The sequence below is a fragment of the Olsenella intestinalis genome, from assembly GCF_023276655.1.
GTDB classification, from domain to species: Bacteria; Actinomycetota; Coriobacteriia; order Coriobacteriales; family Atopobiaceae; genus Olsenella_J; species Olsenella_J intestinalis.
On the sequence record NZ_JALGRK010000002.1, the window covers coordinates 800572 to 820429 of the forward strand.

The 19858-nt window shown below is 64.0% G+C and carries 18 protein-coding genes; 9 read left to right on the forward strand and 9 right to left on the reverse strand.

Annotated features, from left to right (window positions below; genetic code table 11):
• Positions 1–18: 18 nt before the first annotated feature.
• From M5D76_RS08150 to M5D76_RS08180, 7 genes are all read left to right on the forward strand, one after another.
• On the forward strand, positions 19–390 hold the full coding sequence (locus tag M5D76_RS08150) for a VOC family protein (RefSeq protein WP_248922887.1): 372 nt from the start codon (positions 19–21) through the stop codon (positions 388–390).
• 121 nt (positions 391–511) lie between these two features.
• Entirely contained in the window at positions 512–1207 is a 696-nt protein-coding gene (locus M5D76_RS08155; protein ID WP_248922888.1) for a DUF1269 domain-containing protein, read from the forward strand.
• A gap of 72 nt (positions 1208–1279) precedes the next feature.
• Entirely contained in the window at positions 1280–1522 is a 243-nt protein-coding gene (locus M5D76_RS08160) for an alpha-L-rhamnosidase-related protein (protein ID WP_248922889.1), read from the forward strand.
• Between the two features lie 168 nt (positions 1523–1690).
• Positions 1691–1825 carry an alpha-L-rhamnosidase C-terminal domain-containing protein gene (locus tag M5D76_RS09335; protein ID WP_428847242.1) on the forward strand — a complete coding sequence of 45 codons (135 nt, stop codon included), beginning with the start codon at positions 1691–1693 and terminating at the stop codon, positions 1823–1825.
• 183 nt (positions 1826–2008) lie between these two features.
• Positions 2009–2218 (forward strand): hypothetical protein, encoded by a 210-nt coding sequence (locus M5D76_RS08170; RefSeq protein WP_248922891.1) that lies wholly within the window; start codon positions 2009–2011, stop codon positions 2216–2218.
• Positions 2219–2549: 331 nt separating this feature from the next.
• Complete coding sequence (locus M5D76_RS08175; RefSeq protein ID WP_248922892.1) at positions 2550–4511, forward strand: hypothetical protein; 1962 nt, start codon at positions 2550–2552, stop codon at positions 4509–4511.
• A 5-nt stretch (positions 4512–4516) separates the two neighbouring features.
• The gene (locus M5D76_RS08180) at positions 4517–5584 is read left to right on the forward strand and encodes a hypothetical protein (RefSeq protein WP_248922893.1); all 1068 of its coding nucleotides are present in this window, start codon (positions 4517–4519) and stop codon (positions 5582–5584) included.
• Positions 5585–5630: 46 nt separating this feature from the next.
• Here the strand turns inward: M5D76_RS08180 and M5D76_RS09340 are convergent, their stop codons facing one another.
• Positions 5631–5783, reverse strand: coding sequence for a nucleotidyl transferase AbiEii/AbiGii toxin family protein (locus M5D76_RS09340; protein ID WP_428847243.1), 153 nt, complete (start codon positions 5781–5783; stop codon positions 5631–5633).
• Between the two features lie 76 nt (positions 5784–5859).
• Positions 5860–6444 (reverse strand): type IV toxin-antitoxin system AbiEi family antitoxin domain-containing protein, encoded by a 585-nt coding sequence (locus M5D76_RS08185; protein WP_248922894.1) that lies wholly within the window; start codon positions 6442–6444, stop codon positions 5860–5862.
• A 566-nt stretch (positions 6445–7010) separates the two neighbouring features.
• Between M5D76_RS08185 and M5D76_RS08190 the strand changes: the two genes are divergently transcribed.
• The gene (locus M5D76_RS08190; protein WP_248922895.1) at positions 7011–7979 is read left to right on the forward strand and encodes a 3'-5' exonuclease; all 969 of its coding nucleotides are present in this window, start codon (positions 7011–7013) and stop codon (positions 7977–7979) included.
• A gap of 189 nt (positions 7980–8168) precedes the next feature.
• On the opposite strand, the gene M5D76_RS08195 is transcribed toward M5D76_RS08190, so the two are convergent.
• From M5D76_RS08195 to M5D76_RS08220, 6 genes are all read right to left on the reverse strand, one after another.
• On the reverse strand, positions 8169–8708 hold the full coding sequence (locus tag M5D76_RS08195) for a type IV toxin-antitoxin system AbiEi family antitoxin domain-containing protein (RefSeq protein WP_248922896.1): 540 nt from the start codon (positions 8706–8708) through the stop codon (positions 8169–8171).
• 203 nt (positions 8709–8911) lie between these two features.
• Positions 8912–10891, reverse strand: coding sequence for a molecular chaperone HtpG (gene htpG / locus M5D76_RS08200; protein WP_248922897.1), 1980 nt, complete (start codon positions 10889–10891; stop codon positions 8912–8914).
• A 168-nt stretch (positions 10892–11059) separates the two neighbouring features.
• Entirely contained in the window at positions 11060–11497 is a 438-nt protein-coding gene (locus M5D76_RS08205; RefSeq protein WP_248922898.1) for a type II toxin-antitoxin system HicB family antitoxin, read from the reverse strand.
• Between the two features lie 119 nt (positions 11498–11616).
• Entirely contained in the window at positions 11617–14139 is a 2523-nt protein-coding gene (locus M5D76_RS08210; RefSeq protein WP_248922899.1) for an excinuclease ABC subunit UvrA, read from the reverse strand.
• A gap of 99 nt (positions 14140–14238) precedes the next feature.
• On the reverse strand, positions 14239–15093 hold the full coding sequence (locus M5D76_RS08215; RefSeq protein WP_248922900.1) for an exonuclease domain-containing protein: 855 nt from the start codon (positions 15091–15093) through the stop codon (positions 14239–14241).
• Positions 15094–15131: 38 nt separating this feature from the next.
• On the reverse strand, positions 15132–15797 hold the full coding sequence (locus M5D76_RS08220; protein WP_248922901.1) for a class I SAM-dependent methyltransferase: 666 nt from the start codon (positions 15795–15797) through the stop codon (positions 15132–15134).
• Between the two features lie 365 nt (positions 15798–16162).
• Between M5D76_RS08220 and M5D76_RS08225 the strand changes: the two genes are divergently transcribed.
• Positions 16163–16840 (forward strand): hypothetical protein, encoded by a 678-nt coding sequence (locus tag M5D76_RS08225; RefSeq protein WP_248922902.1) that lies wholly within the window; start codon positions 16163–16165, stop codon positions 16838–16840.
• Between the two features lie 86 nt (positions 16841–16926).
• Here the strand turns inward: M5D76_RS08225 and M5D76_RS08230 are convergent, their stop codons facing one another.
• Positions 16927–19629: a glycoside hydrolase family 3 protein gene (locus M5D76_RS08230; protein WP_248922903.1), complete on the reverse strand. Its 2703-nt coding sequence runs from the start codon at positions 19627–19629 to the stop codon at positions 16927–16929.
• Between the last annotated feature and the right edge of the window lie 229 nt (positions 19630–19858).

A 19858-nucleotide genomic window follows, 5' to 3' on the forward strand; every position in this document is an offset into this window, starting at 1 on the left:
CACGGAGAGAGGATTGCCATGACCGCACGATTCGTTCACCGCTGCACGCACGTTCTGGACAAGGAGAGGACCATCGCCTTCTACCGCGAGGCGCTGGGGTTCGAGGTGGTTCGCGAGAGCGGGCCCGAGGACGGCTCGTGGTCCAACACGTTCATGGCGGCGCCGGGATGTCCCTTCGAGCTGGAGCTCACGTGGAACCGCGGGCGAACCGAGCCCTACGAGAACGGCGGAATGGACTGCCACATCGCGTTTCGCGTGGACGACTTCGAGCGCTACCACGAGCTGCACGAGCGCATGGGCTGCATCCAGAAGGAGAACCCGAAGATGGGGCTCTACTTCATCGTGGACCCGGACGGGCAGCGCATCGAGATCCTGCCCGAGAGGGCGTAGGTCCCCGGGGCGGCATCGACGCTGGCGGCACGCTCCTCTCCCCTTGCGGATACGCTGGCAGGGGCACTGTGGCGCACGGATATACTTTGCGCATCGACACGCCGCTTCGGAGGGAGACAGCATGACCGAGAACATCGCTACAGCCATCTTCACCGTGGAGAGCGAGGCCTACAAGGCCTTCTCGGAGATCCGCCAGCGCCCGGCCGGCGAGGGCTACCTCGTTGCCGAGGCGGCGCTCGTGAAGAAGGAGGATGCGGGCATCAGCCTGGTCGACGCGTTCGACGCGGCGGGCGTGAGCGGCAACGACACCGCGAACGGCATGCTCGTGGGCACGATCGTGGGCATCCTGGGCGGGCCGCTGGGCATGCTGCTCGGCGCGGGCCTGGGCGCGCTGGCCGGAAGCGCGCTCGACGCGTCCGACACCAGCGACAGCCTCTCGATGCTCGAGGTCACCGCGAAGAAGCTCCAGCCTGGCGAGACCGCGATCATCGCGCTCGTGCAGGAGGAGGAGCCCGCGTTCGACAAGCCGTTCGAGGGCTACGACACGATGATCATCCGCCACTTTGCGGCCGACGTCATCCAGGAGGTCGACAGTGCCCGCGAGCTGGGCGCGGAGCTGGCCAACGAGGCGCATCAGAAGCTGGTCGCCGACAAGAAGGCCGAGACGCAGCAGAAGGTCGAGGAGCACAAGGCCGAGGTGCACGAGCGCTTCGAGAAGGCAAAGGCCGCGGCCGGCGACGCGCTTGACGAGATGGGCGCCGAGCTCGAGGGCGCGGCGAAGACCGTCAAGGACAAGGCGACCGGCGCCACCGAGTAGGCGCGAATAGCCGAATCACAATCCCCACTCGCCTGTGGGCCCCTCGCGGCTGCGGTCGCGAGGGGTTTTTCTTTGCGGGGATGGACGCTCAATCGAGCTAAATCGTATTTACTAGACATGCGCCGCGCGGGCCAGTCGCTCCACGATTCAGTTCAGGCCACGGGAGGCCAGCTCGCCTGCGGATTCGTGGGCACGCCCATCATCTGCGAGGCGCTCTGCCAGACCGGCCACGAGCGAGACGCCTACCAGCTGCTGCTGCGCGAGCGCCAGCCCGGCTGGCTCAACCCCGTCATCCAGGACGCCACGACCATCTGAGGGCGCCGGGACTCACTCGACGAGGACGGCCGCATCACCGGTACGAACATGAACAGCCTCAACCACTACGCCTACAGCTCGATCTGCGCCTAGCTCTTCGGCTGGGCCGCCGGCCTGCGCCCCGACGCCGCGGCCCCCGGCTTCGCGCGCGCAACCGTCGCGCCGCACGTGGACTGGCGCCTGGGCGAGCTCGAGGCGACCTTCGACTCGTCCCGCGGCACCTGGCGCGTGGCCTGGTCCGTCTCGGGCGAGAGGAGCGTGCGTCTGGAGCTCACGGTCCCCTTGGCTGCACCGCGCGCGTAACGCTGCCGAACGCCCTCCGAGAGCGCCTGGCGCGCCCTGGCCGGCGACGCGAGTGACGACCGAGACGACGCTCGGAACGACGCTCAGGGCTACGTCGAGCTGGGAGGCGACGCCTACGTCGTCGACTACGAGGCCACGGTCGACCTGCTCCGCACGCTCTCGCTCGACTCGCCGCTCTCCGACGTGCTCGCCGACAGCACCGCGGTCGCCGCGATCGAGGGCATCGTGCCCCACCTCCACCTGGCCATGACACCGACGGAACTCCACGCCACGCCCCTGCGCGACCTACCCTGGGAGAAGCTCGCACGCGGCCCGCTCGCACCCGAGCAGCAGGAGGCCATCGCGTCTGCGCTCGAGGGCCTCTCCGACAGGCGCTACGGCGAAGAGGGCTAGATCGTCTCTACGTTTACACGTGAATAGCAACCGCAAGACGAATGCTCCAATGCCCTAGGTGGCATCGGGGTGTTGTATAAGAAACTGATAGACGGAGCCGCTACTCCTGAGGATATAGTTCGAAACCTCATAGATTTTTCGACCGAATGGAGTGAGAAGTTCCTAGAGGAACCCGATGAGCTCGATTTAATCGATTTGCTCAAGCACCACGCATTCGATTAGCTCAGCCGAACGAATGCAAGGTGTTAGCACGAGCACCTGTAGTTCTCTTGCAATAAACAGTGCCAGGGAAGAGAAACACAAGCTTCCAGACTTGAGATGGAGGAACGAAATGCCGACAAGATCTAATCTGCGACAACCGAACGAAGTCCCATCAGAGGAGCACATCGAAGAGCTGCTGCAGGTGCTACGAGATGCCTACGATGGTCAAATTCGTCCGACCAAATATACACAGCTCGCGAAAGAATGCGAGTCATTTAAGAGCGTGCGAGCCGAGATTCAACGATATGCAAAGAGTAGAGGGATTACGCCAACAGAACTTCTGCTCGAAAAGGAGATTCTTGCCCCTGTTTCAGTGCCCGATAGAGTCCCTCGTCCTACGCAGAAGGTGATAGATGAGTGGTATGAAGAGATTGGGGCAGATCCAACAAGCAATCCATTCCAGCGATATCCAGAACTGACCCATCTTGTGTTCTCGTTTGATGCAAATAGGTCAAAGTATATTCATACGCCCAGCGAATGGGGCGAAAGAGAACGTGGCATAATGGATAAAAACCTTGAGGTTCTTAGGACTGGCGACGTGCTCTCCTGCAAGGCATTTTTGTATCGACCGGTTAAGGAAGAACGAGAGGATGTCGTGGCAACGCGACTAGTAGGCAAGGGTGACAAAATCCAGAGAAACTACTACCTTCAGTTCGGGATCTCATGCGACGATGATGCCATCGATGTGCCCGCTGAAGAGTTCGAGTTCAAATCTGGTTCGGACTATAGTAAGCGCATTGGAACCCATCGCCGAAAGATTGATCGCAAAAGCTATTCGGCGATTGACCTTCTAAGGTTCGTTTCGTTTCCCGAAGCCTGCGGCGTTCCCGAGCATGGGCTGCAGGCAAGGATTACAGAGTTGAACGCCACTTACAGCGTAATCTCAACTTACGCCATAGAGGTCAGGGTCGCGGTTGACGAGGCGCTCTATAGGAGCCGAACTGCGTCAGCGGAAGCTTTTAGGTCAGCGGTGAAGGACTGTCGCAAAAAGGAAAATGGGAATATGCGGGGTAGCCGAAGTCAGAGGCTGAGGCCACAGACGAAAGCTTCCAGTCAGACAATCGAGGAATTCGCGGCATCGCTCCAGACTGAGGTGGGCGAAGGCGTCAGCGTCCTGAGGGCGGATGTCCAACTTGATTGCCGCGGGTCTGATTTGGATTCGCCCCTGTACAGAAGGCTCAAACCAAACGCAAAGCTTTCATTTAAGGACCTCGAGTCCCTCGAAGAGGTCTGCATGGGAGAGAGCGTCATCGGTCGCGTCGGGGAGAAGTACGCTGTTGCCCTGCTGCCGTTTGTCAAAGGTGATGCATCCCCTCTCGCGGATGGTACAGTGCACCTCTTTCTCCTGTCAGCTAAGGGAGGTGTGAGGAAGCCTAATATCGTTGTTAGTCTTTTGATCGCAGCTGACCCGACGAGCGAAATGGTCAAGAGTCGCTTGACGATAGACAAGGATGGGACCTTCAAGCCCAGGCTAAAAACCATCAATGCGGAAATCGAGGCACAGAGGAGAGCCGCTACCGAGGCCGCCGAAGCTCTTGCGGCGGAGAAGCGAGCGCGAAACAAGCCCTCGCCAACTGAGGTGAGGGAGGAGGACGTCGAGCTGATCGACGCAAAAGCAGGGATGTTCCCCCTGTTCAAAGAGGTTGGGGGCGGCAACAGCATGTCAGCCGAAACGCGAATGGCGATAGAGAGGCTGCAACCTGGAGATCCGGTCATATTGGAGCCCTCGCCTGATTTACCTAACTACAGCCGGAAATTCGCATCGTTAGCAAGCGGCCTGTACAGCATTCCCCTGCAAATGGTTCCATACGTAAGTTTCGAGAATCATCACAGGATTGGGTACATCGCTCCAAAGTATGGAGATCAGGAACCCGCACGAGAGCTCAATGAAATATGCCAGCTGTCACCTTATATCCAAGCATCGGTAAATGAGATGGTGCCCGTAGCCAAGCGTGCAAGGAATGCTAAGTCTCCTAAACTCACTATCAGGCTTGACCTCGATTACGATAATCTGATTTTCCCTGAGGGATAGTTGAGATGGTCTTACGCTCTGCGCCACAAATCGCCCGCTTAGCTTCAAAAAAGCTGAAGGAGGGCGACGCGACAGCCGTGGAGTTGTTGAGGCCGGCCGTTTCGAAAATTCGTCCAGATGTTGCGGTCAGCCTGCTCGAGGATGCATGTAGCTCAGACTGCGACATAAGCCTGAGCTGTGTCGATGAACTTCACAAGCTGTTTTGCACATTCGAGTTCACGAGCGGCGCGTTAGCAATCGCAATGGGCTACGGCAACAGTGCCATAGCTCGTTATCTAATCGACCGAGGAGCGAATTTGCAGTGTGAGGTCAATCCGCTCACAAATGATTCCAAGGGGGACAGACGCGCAAGAGTATATCTCAATAGGTTTACTGATTCCGTAGACTATGCAAAACTGGTTTCGGGCCAAGGATGTCGAATTAGCGTCTATTCGTATGCCCTGTCATCGGTAAAGTGCTTTCATAAGCATTTTCCCGAATCGCTCGATGTATGTCGGTCATTGGCTTCGGAGGGTCTGCTTCCACTTGATGACGTGAAAGGGCTTGCCTGTGAGGCTTTGCTACAACTGCACGAATATTCGTCAGGAATGATCGGTGTTTCACATTTTGCTAATGGTCACAGGCGTGCATCTGCCTTCCGTTGCTTGGCATACGATTTACTCAGACTGCTTTCAAACAATGGTGTAAGCCTCGGCTTTCTAGCCGATTTCCTTTCGCCGCTAACCAGCGGCGAAGTGATATCTGTAGTAGGGAGACTTGCGCCTGAGCTTATCAAACCGGCCTACACTCAAGCTTTCTTGCGCGCACAAACGGATGCGTTTTCCAGAATGTTGCCATTTTTAGACTATGGGAGCATAAAACAAAAGAGCATGGCAATCAGAAACCTTTGTGCTGTTAGTGATTATGACGCGATTCGTTCACTTGTCGCTTATTGGGGGAGTGAACTCTCCAGGCGTGATGTGATGTCGGCATTGAATGCCGTTTCTGACTGTGAAGATGCGGAAGGCAAAGCGTTCTTGCTGTCTATCATGGATGAATTGCCTGTTGAAGGATCCACTACGCTCGAGCTGTAGATTGGATACTAAGTTTAGTCAGTTTTACTAAGAGTAGCTTTCAGCACTATCCCCTGACGGTCGCATCAAGATCCTTCGTGCTTCGCTTGTCTACGCCGATAAGAGAGGAAATCAACATTCCTCCCTTGATAATCACGCAATCACGCCTGGGCGAGCAAGCGATTCTCTCGAGCAGACGTTCAAGCAGATAGCGCTGCATCACCACTCGAACAGGAACGCCTCCGCCATGGCACGGTTACGGATGGCAACCTTCAGCAGCATGGAGTTCCTCGTCCTCATAGGAGCACCTGCAAATAACCGAGCATCTTGCGCTCCACGCCAAGAGCTCGCGCGTATTCCAACAGCTTCCGGAGGTCCTTATCGTTACCACGAACGTACTGCCTCATAGCGGGGTTGAATACCTGCTGATCTATCACGGCACGTCCCCGGACCATGTCGCACAGCGAGCGCTCCACATCATAGGCGCGGACCTTGTTGCCATATGAGGTTTGAACGGTCGTCACACCGAGGTCAAGGACGCCATTCGAGCAGGTACGCACCTCAATGTTGGCCTTGCGCGCCGCTGTCGCCCGATATGCGCGCGAAAACGTCATCGTGAGTCGGAAAGGCAATCGGTCGCTATATCCCAGAAGGAATAGAGCCGTATTGTCAGAGAAAACGCCTTTGGGAAACCGCAGCTGGGCAGCGAGGAACTCATCCTCCCATGCGTCCGCAAGGCAGTAGACACCACGCTGGACCCGCTCGAGCTTACCGTGCTTAACAAGATCGGAGATGCGGGCACGTGGAATCCCGGCAGCGGTGACCTGCGCGGTGGTGACCAGACCGCCACCAGAACGGGCGATGTCGACGATTTCGTTCATGCGTGTGCCCCCAACCGTCCGAATCTACTTCATATCATAACTTTTTCAGTAGTTTCGGACAAGTGGGAAAGACGGAACGTCCTCTTGCCCGGTCGAATAGGAGACGACGTCGTGGCGGCCGCCGCGAGGCGTCGACGAATGGAAGGAACCGTAACCGTGAGGGCAACGCAGAGTCTGCCCATACGACAGACGCGGTGCGGGCGAGTCTGAACCACATCGAATGCGAAACGCCGCAGCGGCGTCCACGTGCGACGAAGACCCGTCAGTAACGATTGCCCCACAGCCCATGCTTGGACCTAAGGGATTCTGTCATAGCCTGGACGGAGTAGGTGCGCCCGGAAGCGTAGTCCTCATCGGCGCGCGCGACGCTCTCCCAGAACTCCTCGCGCGTCCCAAGCGCAACCAGGTCCTTGGGCACGGCAACTCAGGCGCGCCAGACGAATCGTGAGCGACGGCGGCACGCTCTTCTCGGCAACCGCCATATGGCGCAGACGAGCGGGCTGAAGTGCCCTACACTGGTGTGCACGGACGGACCCGGCCGCGCGGCCGCACCAGTTAGGACTCGCATGAACCTCGCACAGGCACTCGAGCACGCAAACGCACTCGCCTTCCCCGGCTTCCTCACCGACGACGGGGCACTGACCGACGAGCGACGCAAGAACGAGGAGGCCATCTCGCTGCTCGTCGCGGCGTGGATGGGGGCCGAGCCCGGGCAGGAGCCGTTCAGCTTCAAGGTGATCCAGGACCTGGCCGACCAGAACCGCATCATCTGCGACAAGTTTGGCGCGGACCGCCTGCGCAGGGAGAACGGCGTGAACCTGGACCGCAAGATGGCCGACGGCGACCTGGTGCGCGCCGTGGCGTGCATGCAGCACCGCAGCCCGGCGGACGTGGAGGCGTCTGCGGGCCCGATGCTCGCCGACCTCAACGTGGCATACACGGAGGCGCCGGTGTCTGGCCTCGTCATGGGCATCGACATCGAGACGACCGACCGCTACCCCGACCGCGGCTACATCATCAACCTGGGCATGGAGTTCATGGAGCTCTCACCCTCCACCAAGCCGCACGACGGGCACACGGCCTACTTCGGCCTGCCGAAGATGTACGAGGAGAAGGGCGTGCCCCTCTCGGACATCCACCAGATCACGTGGGGCGACCTCAAGGGCAAGGTGCCGTTCCGCGAGGCGAGGCGCGAGCAGGAGGCGCTGCTCGCGGCCTTCAAGACGTTCCCGATCATGGCGCACAACGCGGCCTTCGAGGACTCGTGGCTGCGCCTGCATCTCGACGGCTACGCCGAGGCGCGCAAGGCCGGCGAGATCGTGGTGATCGACTCGCGCGACATCTGCCGGCGCGTCGACCCCGAGTACAAGACCCTCCCCCACGACTCGCGGCCCGCCGCGCTCGAGTCGTGGGCGCGCCGCCGCGGCGTGCTGGCAGCCGACGAGAAGGAGCGCCACCTGGGACTCGAGGACGTCGACCTCATGTTCAAGACCGTGCAGGCGGAGTTCGCCGAGAGGAACATGTTCGCCGAGTAGGCAGGCATGCTACAAAACTGCGATGAGCTTTGTCGAGATGACATGACGTGTCATTTGGCGGAGGCAATTCGTGCTATCAACCCGTTAGTCCAGTTGACAGCGGCCTCAACGCCTCCAAGATGTACTCGTCTCCGAGACCATACATTCGCTGAATCGCAATGTCGAGGTTCCTCCTGCTATTCGGCACCTTCACCCAACGTCACCTCCGAGGTCCTCAACAAGCCTGTCAAATGCCTTCCTTGTAATGTAGCCCTTCGCACGACCCGCTCGCGCAGCAGCCGCAAGACGATCGTCTGGCATGCGGCCGCGTTCAGCGCGAATGGCGTCGTCCACCCGCTGACAGGGAACGCCCTCGTAGCGAACAACCGGGTCTCCTTTGTGAACGGGCACCACCTCGACATAGTCCGGAAGCGTTCGCCGTACGCGCCTAGCTGTTGCAACCCGCATCCTGCCGGGCGTCGTTGGGGCGAGCCCGAGCAGCGCGATGACCGCCTCACCATAGAGAAACGCCCCCTCGCCTACCAGTGCAACCGCAATCGCATAAGGATCCGCCTCTGTAGGGACGTGACGAGAGAGGCGATACACACCCTGACCGACGCGCTCGAGGGAGCCCCTACGCGCGTACTGTACCAACTCGTTGTTAGACACACCTATAGAGCGCGCCTCCAAGGAGGTGATGAGACCGTGGTTGTCAGCAGCCAACCCATATATGTCATCGAACTTCGTCATGTCAAAAGTATAACGAATTCATAATACTAATGGCAAATTCAAGGTTGTGCGGGCTGAGAAAGCCTCAACAGCATGACCGTCCACTCATCGCAACAAACAAGGCGCCCCGGAGCTTTGTCCGGAGCGCCTGGAAGGTCGCACGATTCAGTCAGGGTGCCGCTCGCGCTCGCCCGTGGTCTCGGGCTTGTTGTCGCCTGTGGTCGTTACATCAGCTCGCAGACGTTGCGGGCGAAGGCCACGGGGTCATCGACGGGAAGGCCCTCGACGAGGAGCGCCTGGTCGTAGAGGAGGCTCGAGTAGAGGGCGAGCTTGTCGTCGTCGCCCGCGGACTTGGCCGCGACGAGCTTCTCGAAGACGGGGTGCTGGGCGTTGACCTCGAGCACGCGCTGGGCCTTGGGGGCCTGCGCGGCGTCGGGACCCTGCTCGAGGACGCGCTCCATCTCGAGGGAGACGGGACCCTCGGCCGAGACGCGCGCGGGCGCCTCGCCGAGCTGGGCGGAGACGCGGACGCTCGTCACCTTGTCGCCCAGGGACTCGGACATCGCGCTGAAGAGGTCCTTGTTCTTCTCGCTGGCCTCCTCGGCCTCCTTCTTCTCCTCCTCGGTCGCGAGGTCGAGGTCGGCGGCGGAGACGTTGGCGAAGTCGACGTCGTGGGCCTCGGTGCCAGCATGCTCGGAATCGCCGGCCGTGCCCTCGACGTGGTAGCTCCTCATGACCTGGAACATGAACTCGTCGACGTCCTGGGTGCAGAGCAGCACGTCGAAGCCGTGGTCGAGGGCGTTCTTGACGACGGGCATCTTGGCGAGACGGTCGCGGTCGTCGCCGGCGGCGTAGTAGATCTTGTCCTGGCCGTCGGCCATCTCGGCGGCGTACTCGGCGAGCGTGACCATCTTCTCGTGCTTGGCCGACCAGAAGAGCAGGAGCGGCGCGAGGTCAGCGGACTTGGAGCCGTAGCTGTTGTAGATGCCGAACTTGAGGCCGCGGCCGAAGTTCTCGAAGAACTTCTCGTACGCCTCGCGGTCGTTGTCTCGCATGGACTCGAGCTCGGAGTGGATCTTCTTCTCGACGCGGCGGGCGATGGCGCGCAGCTGCGAGTTCTGCTGCAGGGTCTCGCGGCTGATGTTGAGCGTGACGTCGGGAGAGTCGACGATGCCGCGGACGAAGTTGTAGTAGTCGGGCAGGAGGTCGGCGCACTTCTCCTGGATGAGGACGTTCGAGGTGTAGAGCGCGAGGCCCTTCTCGTAGTCCTTGCTGTAGAGGTCGAAGGGTGCAGCCGACGGGATGAAGAGAAGAGCGTCGTAGCTGAGGGCGCCCTCGGCGTGGAAGCTCAGGGTGCGGGCCGGGTCCTGCCACTCGTGGAAGGTGGTCTTGTAGAACTCGTCGTAGTCCTTCTGCTCGACGTCGCTCGAGCGCTTCTTCCAGATCGGCGTCATCGAGTTGATGGTCTCGAGCTCCTGGTAGGTCTCGTACTCGGGCTTGTAGTCGTCGCCGGCGTCGGCGGGCTTCTCCTTCTCGCGGCTCTTCTCGACCATCATCTGGACCGGGTAGCGAACGTAGTTGGAGTACTGGCGCACGAGCTCGCGCAGCTTCCACTCGGAGAGGAACTGGTCGGTGTCCTCCTCCTCGGTCGAGGGGCGCAGGAACAGCGTGATGACGGTGCCGTGCGCGCCAGGCGCGGCGAGGGCCTCAGGCACGTCGTCGCCCGTGGCCTCGCTGACCGTGTAGCCCTTGATGCCGTCGGAGGCCCAGACGTTGACGCCGTCCTGGCCATAGGCGCGACTGGCAACCGTGACCTTCTCGGCAACCATGAAGCTGGAGTAAAAGCCGACGCCGAACTGGCCGATGATGTCGACGTCCTCGCCCTGGTGGTCGGAGTTCTCCTCCTTGAACTGCTCGGAGCCAGAGTGGGCGATGGTGCCGAGGTTCTTGTCGAGGTCCTCGGCGCTCATGCCGATGCCGTTGTCGGAGACGGTGATCGTGCGGGCGTCCTTGTCGAACGCGAGGTTGATCGCGAGCTGCTCGTCGACGTTGACGTCCTTATCGGTGAGGCTCGTGAAGGAGAGCTTGTCGAGGGCGTCGGAGGAGTTGGAGATGAGCTCTCGCAGGAAGATCTCCTTGTTGGTGTAGATCGAGTTGATCATGAGGTCGAGGAGCTTCTGGCTCTCGGTCTTGAACTTCTTCATGCGAAAACGACTTCCTCTCTCCTTCGTGCGCCGCTTCTGGCGCTCGTTCGCAGTCAACGGTATACGAGATACCCGAACGACCGGATGCTATTCATGGGAAGTCAGAAAACCTATAGCGAAGGGACTTAGGTTTTGAACACGCCTACATGTCACGTGGATCGAGGGACCTTAAGCCGTCTTGACCTTGCGAGGGCGGCTTGGCAGAGGCGGATTGGCCTTCCTTTCATTCACGCTCGCAATGGTGACCATGCGCCTCTTTCCGAAGGTCACGGCCGTCAGCTTTCCCGAACTGGCAAGCTGGCTCACGCGGCCCGCGCTGACCCCAAGCTCCTGAGCGGCCTGATCGATGGTAAGACACTTGCTCTTGTCGATGTCATCTCCCGTGACCTCGACTCCAACCGAGAGAACCTCCGCCACCCTCTCTTGGCTCGGAATCTCCCCACCTTCCTCGATTCGCTCGGCAAGGGCAAGGACGAGAACCTCCGCCGCTCGACGAGACGCCTCCTCGCGAGTCGCTCCAAAGGTGACGGCCTCGGGAAACTGCGGGAAGCTCACTGCATACCCGTCCTCATCACGCTCGATAACAGCATCGTAGACGTATCTCATCGCCACTCCTCTCGTGGGGCGGGCTGGGGATTGCTCCCCAGCCCCCAGACGATCAGAAGGGTATCATCGTTTTTAGAGAGTATTAGCTATAAAGCCTAAAGAAATCGGCGATTTGTTAGCTAATTCAGTTCCTCGGCGAGGTAGCGACCCGTGACGCTCTCGGGGAAGGCGGCCACGGCCTCGGGCGCGTCTGCGACCACGACGCGGCCTCCGGCCTCGCCGCCGCCAGGCCCCATGTCGATGACCCAGTCGGCGTTCGCGATCATGTCGAGGTCGTGCTCGATGACGACGACCGTGGCCCCGTTGTCCACCAGGCGCTGGAGCACGTGCAGCAGCGTCTCGACGTCGAGCGGGTGCAGGCCGATCGTGGGCTCGTCGAACACGAAGAGCGCGTCGTCCTGGCGGCGCCCGATCTCGCTTGCGAGCTTGAGGCGCTGCGCCTCGCCGCCGGAGAGCGCAGGCGTCGCCTCGCCCAGGGTGAGGTAGCCGAGCCCGAGGTCAGAGAGGGTCTGCAGCTTGGTGCGCACCTTCTTGAGCGTGCCGAGTCGCACGAGCGACTCGTCGACGGTCATGCCCATGACCTCGGGAAGCGAGACGTAATCGTCCTTCTCCCCCGCCTCGGTGCGCGCCGTGTGGCGGCGGACCTTCCACGCCTCAGGCGCGTAGCGCGAGCCGGCGCAGTCGGGGCACGGCACCTCGACGTCGGGCAGGAACTGCACGTCGAGCGAGATCTGCCCGGTGCCGTCGCAGCGCGGGCAGCGCAGCGAGCCCGTGTTGTAGGAGAAGGCTCCCATCTTGAGGCCGGCCGCCTTCGCATCGGTCGTCGCGGCGAAGGTGCGACGCAGGTCGTCGAGGACGCCCGAGTAGGTCGCCACGGTCGAGCGGACGTTGGCGCCGATGGGCGTCGCGTCGATGAGGTTGGCGCGCCGGATGCCGCAGGCGTCGACGGAGCGGACGTGGCTAGGCAGCCTACCGCCCTCCGCCGCGGCCTTGAGCGCGGGCACGAGGCTCTCGAGCACGAGCGTGGTCTTGCCGGAGCCGGAGACGCCCGTGACCGCGGTGAGCCGGCCGACCGGCACGTCGACCGAGAGCGGTCGCACGGTGTGGATGGGCCCGCTCTCGAGGTGGATCGACCCGCGCGCGAACACCTCGTCGACGGGCGCGCGGTCGCGGACACGCACCCTGCGGCTGCCGCTGAGGAAGGGCGCGATCCTCGAGGCCGCGCTCTTCTCGACCTCCTCGACCGTGCCCTGCGCGATTATCTGCCCGCCGCCCGCGCCCGACGAGGGGCCGACCTCGATGAGGTGGTCGGCGTGGCGCAGCACGCGCACGTCGTGGTCGACGAGCACGACGGAGTTGCCGTCGGCGAGAAGGTCGTCGACCACGCCCAGCAGCCCCTCCACGTTCGACGGGTGCAGGCCGATCGACGGCTCGTCGAGCACGTAGAGCACGCCCGTGGTTCGGTTGCGCACCGAGCGCGCGAGCTGCACGCGCTGGCGCTCGCCGGTCGAGAGCGTCGCGCTCGCGCGGTCGAGCGAGAGGTAGCCGAGCCCCAGCTGCTGCAGACGGCAGATGGGCTCGCGCATCTCGTCCACGATCGCCTCCGCCATCTGGCGCACGTCGTCGGGAAGCGAGGCCGGCACGCCCTCGAGCCACGCGGCCAGCTCGTCGAGGGTCTTCTCGCAGGCCCGGGGCAGGTTGATGCCCCCGATGGTGACCTGCCGCACGGACTCGCTCACGCGCGTTCCCCCGCAGTCGTGGCAGGTCCCCACGCGCAGGTACTTCTCGACGCGCCTCATGCCCTTCTCGTCCTTCACCTTGGCCAGCGCGTTCTCGACGGTGCGCACCGCGCTGTAGTACGTGAAGTCCATCTCGGCGAACGTGTCGGTGCTCTTTGACTTGTAGAGGATGTGTCTCTTCTCGGCCGGGCCGTTGAAGACGATGTCGCGCTCCCTTTGCGTGAGCTCGCGGAACGGCACGTCCAGGCGGACGCCCATCTCGCCGCAGACCTGCTTCATGAGGTCCCACATGAGGTTGCCCCACGGCGCGACGGCGCCCTCGTTGATCGTGAGCGACTCGTCGGGCACGAGCGCGTCGAGGTCGACCTGCCGCTCGACGCCCGTCCCCTGGCAGGTCGGGCACGCCCCCTCGGAGTTGAAGGCCATCTGCTCGGCGCCGAGGCCGAAGAACTCCTCGCCGCAGACGGGGCAGACGAAGGGCACCTCGAGCGCCACGTTCATGCCCGGGCCGACCTCGTGCCCGTTGGGACAGCGGTAGGTGCCCGCGCGCGAGAAGAGCAGGCGCAGGTGGTTGAGGAGCTCGGTCGAGGTGCCGAAGGTGGACCTCACTCCGCCGACGCCCGGGCGCTGGCGCAGCGCGAGCGCGGCCGGCACGTGGCGAACCTCGTCGACGGCGGCCTTGCCCTGCTGGCCGATGCGGCGGCGCGTGTAGGTGGAGAGCGCGTCCATGTAGCGGCGCGACCCCTCGGCGTAGAGCACGCCCAGGGCAAGGCTCGACTTGCCGGATCCCGACACGCCGGCGATGCCCACGAGCCTGTTCAGCGGGATGTCGACGTCGACGTCCTTCAGGTTGTGGACGCGGGCGCCCCTCACCTGGATCGAATCCGGCACGTCCCTCTGCATCGCGCTCCCCCTCGCACGTCGGCCTTGGCTGTCACGTGCAGTGTAGCAGCGCCGTGCGACGACCGCGTGCAGACGCGGCATGCGCCGCCAGAGGCGCGCCTACCTCCGCAGGTCCTCCTGCGTCAGGCCCATGCGGGCGAGAAAGGCGTCGGCGGACACCACAGGCGTCCCCAGCTCGCGGGCGCGCCTCACCTTGGCGCTCTCGCGACCCTCGAGGTCGACGAGCATCGTGACCCGCTTGATGACGCGCTCGTGGAGGCGCGCCCCGTGCCGAAGCGCGATCTCCTCGAAGAGCCGCTTCGGGTGCTCGTAGGTGTTGCCGGTGAAGCACACCAGCTCGCCGTCCAGCTCGTGCGCCACGGGCCCGACCTCAGGGTCGAAGGCGACCGCCGCGCGCGAGCGCATGTCGCGAATGATCGCCTGGTAGCAGTCGCTCGTGGCGCGGGCGTCGGCCCACGCGCGGTGCGCCTGGTCGTTCTCGATCCCGTAGTGCGCGCAGATCGCGGCGAGGTTCGCGGGCCTGCCCACGAGCTCGCGGTAGATGAGCATCGTGTCGAAGCTGCCGTTCTCCACCACCGAGCGCATGCGTGCGCGCGCGGCCATCCGGTCGATGAAGCCGTTGTCGAACGACACGATGTTCTGCCCCACGAGCGGAAGCTCCCCCACGAACTCGGAGAACGTCTCGTACGCCTCGCGCTGGCTCGGCGCGCCCGCAAGCATCGCCTCGCTGATGTGGTGCACGGCCTGCGCCCCGGGCTCGATGCGCGCGCCTGCCGGCAGCGCCACGAAGGTCGAGAGGCGCTCGTCCTCCCACCCGTCGAACACGCGCACCGCGCCGATCTCGATCACGTGCGCCGCCGCTCCGAGCCCGGTGGTCTCGAGGTCATAGCACACGTAGCTGCGCGGCAGGTCGTCCACGCTCACGCGCGCCCGTCGCAGATGGTCGCCGGCCATGTCGTCCTCCCCTCGCCTCTCCTGGTCGCCGGACTCGCCTACGCCACGCCCTCGACGCAGATCCAGTCGGTCCCGGCCTTCGTGTGCACCTCGCACGAGGCGAATCCCGCCGCCGAGAAGAGCGCGCGGTACCCCTCGGGATCGAGCACGGTAAGCCCGTATCGCTCGATGTTGGCGCGCTCCTCCTCGCCGAGGTCGTCCTTCTCATAGATGTCCGCCACGAGCAGGAAGCGCCCGCCGCGCGCGAGCACGCGCCTGACCTCGGCGAGGCTCTTCTCGGGCTCGGGCCAGAAGTAGAAGCTCTCGATGGTCGTGACCACGTCGAACGACGCGTCCGCAAACGGCAGCTCCGCAACCGAGGCGCACACCACGCGGATGCGCCCGGCCTCGATCTCGGCCGCGTTGAGCTCGCGCGACTCGGCGCACGCGACCTCGCTGTGGTCGACGCCCGTCACGCGGCCCGACCCCTCGCCCATCCGGCCGGCGAGCCTGGCGAGCGTCGCACCGCCCCCGCAGCCGATGTCGAGTACGTTGTCGCTCGAGTCGAAGTCCAGGTAGTCGAGCGCCCAGTCGGTCACGTCGCCGTGGCTCTCGTTCATGCGCCGCAGCATGGCCGCGCCGAACTCGCCGGTCGGCTTGGCGGGATTGCCCGCCTCGGTCACGCTCGCCTGGTCCATGGGCACCGCACGCTCGTCTGTCGACACGCTTCCTCCAATGTCCACGCCCGCAAGCGCCTGCGCGCCCGCGAGCGAAATCGTCTCACAGCTCTACGAGAATACGCATTCTGCGCGACTTTGGACAGAAAAACCCGCAATCGACCGCACCCCGCCCCGCCGCGCCTCCCCACCCGACAACCACCCCACATATCCCCAGCTCACAGCCCCGTCCCCTTTTCCAAATGAGGAGATTTCAAGTAGCCGAGAAGAGCCTGCCTCCCGACCCCCGCGCATATCCGCAGCTACGCGCCGCGCGCGCCAGACTGGCGCAAGCCGAGGGCCACGTTTGGACAAGTCGCGCAGTCCACCATGTTCACCCACGCGTTGGAGGCCACTTCGCAAAGGGGGACCACATGATTCGCTACAAGGACCAGCAGAGACCGGCGGACCACGACGAGGCGCTCAGGATCCTCAGGCGACTCGAGCAGAGGAGGCCACGCGACATCGAGCGCGCAAAGGACCTCTTCTCGACCTTCGTCGACCCCGCGATCAACTACATGCCCAACCCGACCTCTGCCCAGGTGAATGCCGTCAACTGCTCCTTCACCGAGTGGTGCTTCTACGACTTCGTGCTCGAGCCGGACCCCTCGGGCACGCCCTTCGCAGGCACGACCGTACTCGAGGACGCCGCGGCCGAGGACCCCAGCCTCAAGCAGCTGGCCGACACGCAGTTCTTCTCGAGCTTCTGGGTGATCGAGCAGGACCGCGAGCACGGCCTGTCGCTCTTGAGGGAACAGTCCACCTGCCAGGACTTCATCGTGCACGACCCCATGATCGCGGGCCGCGAGCTCTGGGCGACGGGCACCCTCAACGCGCGCCTGTCGTTCGCGGACGGGATCTGGCAGACCTGCGGCCGCTGCATCTCGCACGACCAGCACGTGACCGACCCGCTGCCGCAGCGCATCGGCGAGTTCACGCCCCTGAGGAACGACCGGGCGCGCTTCATCCTGCTGACGCGCGAGCTACAGGGAATCGACGGTCGCTACCTCGAGTCGATGAACGCCGAGAACATCTTCCCGCAGACCGCCTGACGCCCGGGTCGCCCTCCCGTCCCGCCCGCCACGAGGAGGGGGCGCCCGCAGGCGCCCCCGGTCAGTCCGCTAGGCAGGCGTTAGCGCTACTGGCGCTTCCTCCTGATGACGTAGACGGCCCCGCCGATGGCGATCAGGACGAGCGCCGCGATCAGGATCGGCAGCACGTCGAGGGTCGGGTCGGAGGTCTTGGGCATGTCGGAGGATCCCCTGTTGTCGCTGGGCATGTTCGCGTTGCTCTTCTCGACCGTGAAGGTCGTGTTGACGTCGACGGCGCCCGAGGGGTAGTCGTAAGAGAGCGTGAGCGAGTGCTCGCCGGCGTCGAGCGTGTCGAGGTAGTCGTCGTGGAGCGAGAGAACGGTGGAGCCCGTGGTGACGCTGCAGTCATCGGCGGCAACGCCCTGGCCATCGACCATCACGGAGGAGAGCAGGTCGTGGCGGGCGTTGGCCTCGAAGACGGCGGCGAGGCCCGAGCCGGCCTGGTAGGTCTGGCCCGCCCCCTCGGTCACGACGTAGTCGAAGCCGAGGCCGAAGCCGCGCTCGTAGAGCGTGCTTGCGGTGTCGAAGGACCAGGAGCCGTCGTCGCCCTGGACCATGCGCGGAATCTGGACGGGCAGCTTGCCGGAGGGCTGCACGTCGTCGAAGACGGCGCCGATGGCGGCGGCGATGTTCGCGTTGAAGGCGCCGGCGTTGCCTGCGCTGCGGTCGGTCGGGTCGACGCCCGTGCCGGCGGACATGTAGGCAAGCAGGATGGCGTCGCTGTCCTGGTAGCGCGCGGCGTCATAGGGCAGGTTGCCGCTCAGCAGGACGAACTTCCCGCCCGCCTCGTGCGCGATCGCCATGGCACTCATGACGCCCTGGCACAGGGGCGAGTCGTCCTGGAGCGTGCCGACGCCCGAGGTGCTCGTCATCGCGAGCGTGGTGTCGGCGCCGCGGATCTCCTCCGCAAGCTCGCCGTCGACGCGCGACGCGCCGGCTTCGGGGTCATAGTAGTAGTCGATCACGATGCTGACCGGCGAGTCGGCGTCCCCGCTCTCCTGTCCCGTCGCCCGGTTCACGGCATGTGCGTTCTCCGCGACTACGCCACGGGCGATGAGGTCGTCCACGGCGCTCTGGATCGCGACGCAGTCCGCCGGGACGCGGCCGAGAAGGACGCGGCGACCGTGGTGGCCCGATGCGGGCAGCGTGAGGTCGTCGTTCTTGAGCAGCGTCACGGCCTGGCGAGCGATGCCGCGCTCGGTCGCGTGGTTCTCGTCGGAGCCGACGACGGCCTTGGCGCGCTCGACGACCTGGTCGATGTTGTCGCCCGAGGTGTCGGTGTCGAGGATGCCGTACTTGTCCTTGAGCGTGAGGATGCGGCGGACGCTCTCGTTGATGCGGTCCTCGGAGACGGTGCCCGCCTCGACCTTCGCGGCGATCGCGTCGATGTACTCGTCGTAGAAGGTGGCCGCGTCCTCGTTCGTGAGGTCCCTCGGCAGCAGGAGGATGTCGACGCCCGCGCCGATGACCTTCTCGGCGACGTTTGCCGCATACTCGACCGAGCCCTGCTCGCCGGGGACGAGGCCCGCCTTGCTCACGGCGTCCATCTCGAGGGCGTCGGTGACGATGACGCCCTGGTAGCCCAGCTCGCCGCGAAGCAGCTCGCCCATGATCTTGGGCGACATCGTGGCCGGGAAGTAGCCGCGCGTGACGCCGTCGCCGAAGGTGACCTCGTCGTCGTACTTAGGCAGCGTGATGTGGGCCGTCATGATGAGGTCGGCACCGCCGTCGATGGCCGCCTTGAACGGGACGAGCTCGCAGGACCTGAGCTCGTCGATGGTCTTGTCGACCGCGACGCCGGAGGCGATGTGGGTGTCTGCCGCCGTGTCGCCGTGGCCCGGGAAGTGCTTGAAGGTGCCCACGACGTTGCTGCGCGCCAGCCCGCGTGCGAAGGCCGGGGCGAGCTCGGCGACCTTGGCGGGGTCGTCCGAGAAGGACCTCGTGCCGATGACGGGGTTGAGCGGGTTGTTGTTGACGTCGGCGTCGGGGGCGAAGTCGGCGTTGAAGCCGAGGGCCGCGAGCTCGCTTCCAATCACGCCGCCCGTGGAGATGGCGTTCGCGAGGGCCTCGTCGCCCGTCGCGCCCACGGCCATGCTGCCGTTCATGCGGGTTCCCATGGACAGGCGGGTGACGATGCCGCCCTCCTCGTCGACCGGGAGCAGGTACGGGACGTGGGCGACGTCGGCGATCTGGGCGTTGTTCTGCTGCAGCGCCGAGATGAGGCGCGCGGTCTGCTCTGCGCCCTTGACGTTGGAGCCGTAGAGAAGGACGCCGCCGTACTGGTGGCTCCTGAGGGCGGCCGCGAGCTCCTCGTTGAGCTCGGTGACGTCGGTGCCGTTCCACGTGCGGAAGCACGGCATGATCATCTGGGCGATGCGCTCCTTCAGCGGGAGGCCGGCGAGGATCTCGTCGATGCGCGAGGCCTGGGGAGCGACGTCCGTCGCAGGTGCGAGGGCCGCAGCCGCGACGAGCTCCTTGGAGGGCGAGGTCGACTCGGCGGGCGCCTGAGCAGCGGACGCGTCGCCGGATGCCGCCTGCTCGGCAGGAGCGGCCTGAGCGACAGACGGGGCGTCGGGGGTCGCCTGCTCGGCGGAGGAGTCATCAGGAGCCGTCTGCCCGGCAGGCTCTGCGGCCTGGTCCTGGGCGCGCGCGAGTTGCGAGGGCATCGCGCAACTGAGTACGAGGGCGCAGGCGACGAGGGCGCGCAGCGTCATCGCAAGAGGTCGTTGGTAGGTGTGTTTGCGTGACATGTCGACCACCTTAGATTGCGATTTACCATGCCAGTGACTCTAGCATGCACGCAGGCAGCGGCTGCGAACATAACCGCAGGCGGCGCGGCAGACGACGCCATAGGGCCGACTGGGGGACATCGCCGCCAGGCGGCCGTCGGCCCGCTGCGCAAAAAGCCGTCGAGGCACAGTTGCGCTGCAGGGACCGGCATGCGGGGCATTGTCAGCGAGATTGGATTAACCCCTGGGA

What these genes read in the sequence shown, in the direction of transcription:
- M5D76_RS08150 (WP_248922887.1), top strand. Translation starts at nt 19, where the DNA reads ATGACCGCACGATTCGTTCACCGCTGCACGCACGTTCTGGACAAGGAG.
- M5D76_RS08155 (WP_248922888.1), top strand. Translation starts at nt 512, where the DNA reads ATGACCGAGAACATCGCTACAGCCATCTTCACCGTGGAGAGCGAGGCC.
- M5D76_RS08175 (WP_248922892.1), top strand. Translation starts at nt 2,550, where the DNA reads ATGCCGACAAGATCTAATCTGCGACAACCGAACGAAGTCCCATCAGAG.
- M5D76_RS08180 (WP_248922893.1), top strand. Translation starts at nt 4,517, where the DNA reads ATGGTCTTACGCTCTGCGCCACAAATCGCCCGCTTAGCTTCAAAAAAG.
- M5D76_RS09340 (WP_428847243.1), bottom strand. Translation starts at nt 5,783, where the DNA reads ATGCAGCGCTATCTGCTTGAACGTCTGCTCGAGAGAATCGCTTGCTCG.
- M5D76_RS08185 (WP_248922894.1), bottom strand. Translation starts at nt 6,444, where the DNA reads ATGAACGAAATCGTCGACATCGCCCGTTCTGGTGGCGGTCTGGTCACC.
- M5D76_RS08190 (WP_248922895.1), top strand. Translation starts at nt 7,011, where the DNA reads ATGAACCTCGCACAGGCACTCGAGCACGCAAACGCACTCGCCTTCCCC.
- M5D76_RS08195 (WP_248922896.1), bottom strand. Translation starts at nt 8,708, where the DNA reads ATGACGAAGTTCGATGACATATATGGGTTGGCTGCTGACAACCACGGT.
- htpG (WP_248922897.1), bottom strand. Translation starts at nt 10,891, where the DNA reads ATGAAGAAGTTCAAGACCGAGAGCCAGAAGCTCCTCGACCTCATGATC.
- M5D76_RS08205 (WP_248922898.1), bottom strand. Translation starts at nt 11,497, where the DNA reads ATGAGATACGTCTACGATGCTGTTATCGAGCGTGATGAGGACGGGTAT.
- M5D76_RS08210 (WP_248922899.1), bottom strand. Translation starts at nt 14,139, where the DNA reads ATGCAGAGGGACGTGCCGGATTCGATCCAGGTGAGGGGCGCCCGCGTC.
- M5D76_RS08215 (WP_248922900.1), bottom strand. Translation starts at nt 15,093, where the DNA reads ATGGCCGGCGACCATCTGCGACGGGCGCGCGTGAGCGTGGACGACCTG.
- M5D76_RS08225 (WP_248922902.1), top strand. Translation starts at nt 16,163, where the DNA reads ATGATTCGCTACAAGGACCAGCAGAGACCGGCGGACCACGACGAGGCG.
- M5D76_RS08230 (WP_248922903.1), bottom strand. Translation starts at nt 19,629, where the DNA reads ATGTCACGCAAACACACCTACCAACGACCTCTTGCGATGACGCTGCGC.